Below are 6000 nucleotides of genomic sequence, written 5' to 3' on the forward strand. Positions count from 1 at the left end.
GCGTAAGTTGACAATGGTTTCTCATTTATCCTCGTTTTTTCTCTTTGTGAAATAACGTTTTATTTAAATGATTAAAAGCTACGCTTTTCACGCGAGCAAGTCTAGCGTCTACAACAAAAGTAAAAACCGTGTAGGTGCGAATTTACTTCGCGCTCTTGCTAATATTTTTTAAGTAAAGTGTGGTATAAAACCGCACCTACAAAACGAGGGGTTCTTTATCTACTGTGTTTGGCCAATTTATAACTAAACACTGACAGCTGCTTTTAAACCTTAATCTCTTGAAAGATTATACTTTTTCATTTTCTCAACGAGTGTTGTTCTGCGAACACCTAATATTTCGGCTGCGCGAGCTACAACGTAATCATAGCGCTCTAACGCTTGGGTTATTAAGCTTATTTCGAGCTCGGCTAAATAATCTTTAAGTTCAATACCATCATCTGGCAATAACCCACTACCCGTTTGGCTAAACTCAGCGTCAGGCTCACTTTCGTAATCGCTAAAACCGGTGCTAAATATGTCGTTAAAGGCGTCTTTTTCCATTAACTCTTCAGGATATTCTGGCTCGTAGGCTTCAACTTCAATGTAACGATATTTATTAGGTAAATCGGGAATATCGACCACTTTTTCAGGAAACATAATAACCATACGCTCCACCAAATTAGCAAGCTCACGAATATTACCAGGCCAAGCATGTTCTTTTAAGCTCTCAACTGCGCGCTCGGTAAACTTAGCGGTAGAACCTGTTTGGTCGTTAACTCGGCGCATTAACTCCTTTAAAAGCAGCGGAATATCATCAGCACGTTCACTCAGTGATGGGTTTTCGATAGGAAATACATTTAAGCGGTAATATAAATCTTCCCTAAAACTACCCTCTTCAATCATTGTTTCCAAATTACGATGCGTGGCTGCAATAACGCGTACATCAGCTTGGATAGCCTTTGTACCACCAACACGTTCGTAGCTGCGTTCTTGCAATACTCGCAGCAACTTAACTTGCATTTGCAGTGGCATATCGCCTATTTCATCTAAAAATAGCGTCCCGCCTTGAGCTAGTTCAAACCGCCCTTTACGAGCCGATATAGCACCAGTAAACGCGCCTTTTTCGTGGCCAAATAGTTCACTTTCGAGCAGTTCTGCCGGTATAGCACCACAGTTAACTGGTACAAACGGTCCATTAATACGCTTTGAAAGCAGGTGTACATTACGGGCAACCACTTCTTTACCTGTGCCTGATTCGCCTAAAATTAAAACATTAGCGTCGGTTTTTGCCACTTGTTCAATTAAAAAGCGAACATCTTTTACGGCATCTGTTTCACCAACTAGCCCATCAAAAATTTTATGCGGTTTAGTATGCTTATGCTCATTAGGCAGCATACGCTGATACTGCTGGCAATCGTGAAGTAACTGAGTTGTCACTTCGTGATTAAATGGCTCGCAAATAAGCCCCACCACATTAGCTATACTTAATAGTGGTTTTAGCGTTTCGCCAATTAATAAAAACGGTAATGTTGGATAGCGTTTAATTAAGCTTTCGTGGTCAAGTGATTGCAACGCTCCTAAAATAATCATGCATTCTTGCTGCTGATATTTTTTGCATTCTTGCTCAAAGCAGTCTTCGCTTAATAGTTGAACAGCTTCACCAATAAAGCCAAGTGAAGCATTTAATCCTATTGCGCGGTTGTTATTATTATCTAAAATCAAGATCATATTTAGCGAGCCGTACTTTCACTAATTTGTATAATTAGTTAAATTGTAAGCCAGTTCAGCATGGATGCAAGTGATAGCGGCAGTTTTTTGACATAAACGCCAAAAAACAGACGGGCTAGTTAAGTCAATCATACTTAATAGTTAATCATTAAGTATGAGTTGTAGTTTTAACTTAGTTATTACTCGGTGATTACTTAATGATTACCTAAATACAACTTAGCCTTAAAAATTAATTTACTCGGCAATAAAAATGCTATTGTTAGTAAATAAACTCAATTATAAATTTAAGTTGAAGTTACAAATGCCGATACATAAATAAGTGAAAATGCTTGGCATTAATATTGCTTTGTTTTTATAAAAGTATAAAAGCTTTATTAGATTTTTATATAAGTTTTTATATTAGCTTTCACATAATTTTATCGTTTTAAATTTTAGGATTTTCCCATGGCTCATGTCTCAGTAAAAAAATACGGTCAAGTTCGTGCTAGTAGTATTGCCGAAATGGCTCCTTACGAACAAATAAACCTTATATTCAGTAATATTATCGGTCGCTTAGCAGCAACAAAAGGGTTTATTGAGCGCAAAGAAATACAAAAAAAAGGTGAAAACATTTCAGCCTGTGTTTTATTATTTGGTGCACTGCAAGACGCACTCAATTTAGAAGTAGAACAAGACCCTAGTATTTCTAACAATTTATTGGCACTTTACGATTACTGCCAGCGCCGTTTAACGCAAGCGAACATAAACAACGATATTGAAGCAATTATTGAAGTATCAAGTATTGTTAAAGAAATTAAAGAAGGCTGGGATAACATCCCGCTAGATCAACGCAACCCTGCAGTTTAATTTTAATTATGGAATCGCCAACATCTTCAGAGCCACTAACCAACTACTCTGAGCTCATACAAACGTTGCTTAGTAAAATTGAAGTGTTAGTAAATGATGATAATGCAGACGAAGCTCAGCCTTTTTTAGACACTTTAAATACTGAACTAAAGCAATGGTGCGAAAGTAGCGAAGGTCCAAGTACAGAGCAATTAGAATTAATTCAGCTTCGTATAAATACCATTTTAGTTAAAGCGAATAGTGCAAAAAACGAATCATCAAAAGCTATTATTAAACATAAAAAATCAGGAAAGGCGATAAAAGCTTATAAAGCCATCTAGTAAAAAGGTTTAATAAATGGCCTTCATTTTAACTAAATACATGGCTATAGCTTACTATTTGAATTAAAGAGCAGTACACAATAAAAAACCGCTAAATTTAAACTTAGCGGTTTTTTTATTGACTCGTAATACTTTTAACCCAGTTATTAATTTGATTGCCTAACTACGCCTGGCATGTTCTCTAATTGAGCTTGAACATAACTACTGGTGTTATTAAGGCTCGCTACTAATAAATCCATCGCATTATATTGAGCATATAGTCGAGACGATAGCGACTCCATTTTACTGGCAAGGTCCAAGCGATCATCATCTAAATCGTCTAGCTGATTTGTTTTACTGTCTATTCGGTTTTGAATAATACCATCGGAATCTGTATAAAAGCTCATTAGCTCATCAAACGACTGTGCAAAGCCATCATCGTCATCACCTACAAAAAACTGTTGCACTAAATTTACATTAGCGTCTATTTGCTCATCTAGTGTTTCTGTATTTAGGGTTAAAACACCGTAGCGGTCTGTTTCAACACCTAATTGCGAAAGCGATAACGAATTACCATCGCCTAAATCAACTGATTCAGTTATTTCACTACGGAGCTTTGACATAACACCACGAAGTAGTGAGTCACCAGCCATTACTCCGGCTCCACTTTCACCAGATGCACCTAAATTATTACTAAGCTCTAATAACTCATTGTAACTAGTAATGAAGCTATTTAAACCAGCTTTTATATTATTATTATTTTCGGTAACTGATATGTCGCTTATGTCGTCATCTGTATCGTGCGGTTTTTTAGCAGTTATTGTAATACCGTCAATCACTCCGGCAAATTCATTAGATGAACTACTTACAGTTAGCGAGCCATCAATGGTAATTGATGCATCAGTTGCTGCAATTATTTCACTCGTATTTTGCACACCAGCAGAGTCAAATGCCAAACGAGAAAGACCATTTACATCTGTGTTATTACCATCAATATCAGCAATTTCTATTTTAATTTCATTTTCTGCACCGCTATTTTTAGCGGACATAACCAAATGCTGGCCACTATCATCAGTAATGATAGTCGCATTAATGCTGTCATTATCGTTGCTGTCGTTTATCGCATCACGAATCTCACTAAGTGTCGCAGTATCTGATACTTCAATATCAAAGCTATTATCACCAGAGGTTAGGGTCATTGTTCCCTGACCTACCGCTGTATCAGCATCGAAAGCTTGCGACAGTATTTTATGCTCCGTGGCTAAGTTGTTAACTTTTACATCATAACCACCTGGTTGAGCATCTTGGTCCGCACTTATAGATATAAAATCATCATTACCTGATGTACTGCGTTGTTGGTATTTGTCGCTATCACCCAATGCTTCCATTGAGGTTTGTACTTTTTCAAGCGCTGACTTTAGCGCTCCAACAGCAGAAATATCCGTAGTTAATTTACTTTCTGTAGTATTTAAGCGAGCTTCAGCAGGTGCTTGTTCAGCATTAACTAGCGCATCAACAATATCTGACACTGCTAATCCAGAACCTAACCCATTAAATGTAATAGACATACTTCACCTCTTAAATACTCAAAAATAAACTAACTTAGTGTTAGTAATTGAAACCACTCACTAAACTGTTTGGTCGATCAAAATTCCAGCAGATTCAGACAGTTTAGAAACTAGGCTTAATACTTCCTCAGAAGGGTATTGCTTAATAACTTCGCCACTGTTTTTATCTAGGACTTTAATCACATCGCGGCCTGAATCTTCATCAACTTTAAATTGCAAGCTTCGGTTCATTTCGCCCATAAAGTCCTGCAATTGTTGCGCCATTTGTTCTAGCTGTTCGCGCTCTAACGGCTGAGCTTTTTCATCTTGATTATTATTTTTGTATTGATTTTGCTGTAGCTTTTGTTGATTGAGCGCTTCCGTTTGCTTTACATCATCAACCGCTCGCTCAGTTAAAGAACTAGCGGCTTGCCCTACTTGCTTATCATCACCAGCAATGGGAGTCGGTAATGTTGTAATTTCTGCATTTGAAGTAATTGTATTCATAACAGATTCCTATTTGTACTTAATTAAACCAACAATAGCTTAGTTTATATTCTTAAACCACAAAAGGAGGTAGCTAAAGCCACCTCCTTTTTTAAAATACTAATACTGACTTTATGTATTAGTTAGCTAACCATTAAGCTATTACTCTAACTTATTAACCTAATAAGCTAAGTGCTGTTTGTGGTAACTGGTTCGCTTGCGACAAGATTGACGTACCTGCTTGTTGCAAGATTTGGTTTTTCGTCATTTGTGCAGTTTCAGTTGCAAAGTCTGTATCTTGAATACGGCTACGTGAAGCAGATACATTTTCAGAAATATTAGCCAAGTTACTAATTGTGTGGTCAAAACGGTTTTGAACAGCACCTAAGTCAGCTCTTTGCGAGTCGATATCTGCTAACGCAGCATCAATAACTGCAAGTGCATCTTGAGAACCTACTGCTGTTTTTAAATCAATTTTTGCTACTTCATCTAATGTAGAGTTACCTACGGTTGCTATCTCACCACCGGTAGCACCAACAGTAAACTTATCTGATGACGTCAGATTAACCTGAGAGTCTACTACAGCACCAGCTGCATCACCAAGTGTACCGTTTAATGTAGCAGTACTTGCACCATCACCAACCAGTAATACACCTGCTACGTCAGTTTCTTCAATTAATATGCTGCCAGCATCAGCGTCATACGTTGCGTTTATCCCAGCTTTACCAAGGTCAGATGCTAAATCAGACGCGCTTCCGTTATATGATGATAAATCAAAAGTTTTCTCACCAACAGTCAGTGTTCCCGTATCAGCTGATGACAACGCTGTAATTGTTGCTGTCACTGATGTTTGAGCTTTTATACCAGTTGCCGCTGCATTGATTGCGTCTGCTGTTTCCTGGGCATTTATGAGACTTAAATCTTCAGTTGTATTACCTTTTGGACCAGATAAAACAACCGCAGCAGAGCCTGCTGTAGAGTCGCTAAAAGCCGTACCTGCGGCTACCGTATTATTGAATACAGTGCCACCACCTTTAATAGCATTCTGACCTAGATTATCTGCAGCTATGTTGTTCAATGATACGTTAATTGTTTCATTAGCATTGGCACCAACT

Annotated in this window: 6 protein-coding genes; 2 read left to right on the top strand and 4 right to left on the bottom strand. The window is 37.8% G+C overall.

The window, feature by feature from the left end; genetic code table 11:
• Positions 1-270: 270 nt before the first annotated feature.
• Positions 271-1707: a sigma-54-dependent Fis family transcriptional regulator gene (locus GQR38_RS16615; protein ID WP_165721587.1), complete on the bottom strand. Its 1437-nt coding sequence runs from the start codon at positions 1705-1707 to the stop codon at positions 271-273.
• Between the two features lie 444 nt (positions 1708-2151).
• On the opposite strand from GQR38_RS16615, the gene fliS reads away from it, so the two are divergent.
• Together fliS and GQR38_RS16625 are read left to right on the top strand one after the other, a co-directional pair.
• On the top strand, positions 2152-2553 hold the full coding sequence (fliS, locus tag GQR38_RS16620; protein WP_024608173.1) for a flagellar export chaperone FliS: 402 nt from the start codon (positions 2152-2154) through the stop codon (positions 2551-2553).
• An 8-nt stretch (positions 2554-2561) separates the two neighbouring features.
• Positions 2562-2873: a hypothetical protein gene (locus tag GQR38_RS16625; protein WP_165721586.1), complete on the top strand. Its 312-nt coding sequence runs from the start codon at positions 2562-2564 to the stop codon at positions 2871-2873.
• A gap of 146 nt (positions 2874-3019) precedes the next feature.
• On the opposite strand, the gene fliD is transcribed toward GQR38_RS16625, so the two are convergent.
• The 3 genes from fliD to GQR38_RS16640 all read right to left on the bottom strand — a co-directional run.
• Positions 3020-4420, bottom strand: a complete 1401-nt coding sequence (gene fliD / locus GQR38_RS16630; RefSeq protein WP_165721585.1) for a flagellar filament capping protein FliD — start codon at positions 4418-4420, stop codon at positions 3020-3022.
• A gap of 60 nt (positions 4421-4480) precedes the next feature.
• The gene (locus GQR38_RS16635; RefSeq protein ID WP_101216695.1) at positions 4481-4906 is read right to left on the bottom strand and encodes a flagellar protein FlaG; all 426 of its coding nucleotides are present in this window, start codon (positions 4904-4906) and stop codon (positions 4481-4483) included.
• Positions 4907-5060: 154 nt separating this feature from the next.
• Positions 5061-6000: flagellin (locus GQR38_RS16640; RefSeq protein ID WP_165737993.1), on the bottom strand; the 940-nt coding region annotated here is incomplete at its 5' end.

The sequence above is a fragment of the Pseudoalteromonas sp. c7(2019) genome, assembly GCF_011378625.1.
GTDB classification, from domain to species: Bacteria; Pseudomonadota; Gammaproteobacteria; order Enterobacterales; family Alteromonadaceae; genus Pseudoalteromonas; species Pseudoalteromonas arctica.

What these genes read in the sequence shown, in the direction of transcription:
- GQR38_RS16635 (WP_101216695.1), bottom strand. Translation starts at nt 4,906, where the DNA reads ATGAATACAATTACTTCAAATGCAGAAATTACAACATTACCGACTCCC.
- GQR38_RS16615 (WP_165721587.1), bottom strand. Translation starts at nt 1,707, where the DNA reads ATGATCTTGATTTTAGATAATAATAACAACCGCGCAATAGGATTAAAT.
- fliS (WP_024608173.1), top strand. Translation starts at nt 2,152, where the DNA reads ATGGCTCATGTCTCAGTAAAAAAATACGGTCAAGTTCGTGCTAGTAGT.
- fliD (WP_165721585.1), bottom strand. Translation starts at nt 4,420, where the DNA reads ATGTCTATTACATTTAATGGGTTAGGTTCTGGATTAGCAGTGTCAGAT.
- GQR38_RS16625 (WP_165721586.1), top strand. Translation starts at nt 2,562, where the DNA reads ATGGAATCGCCAACATCTTCAGAGCCACTAACCAACTACTCTGAGCTC.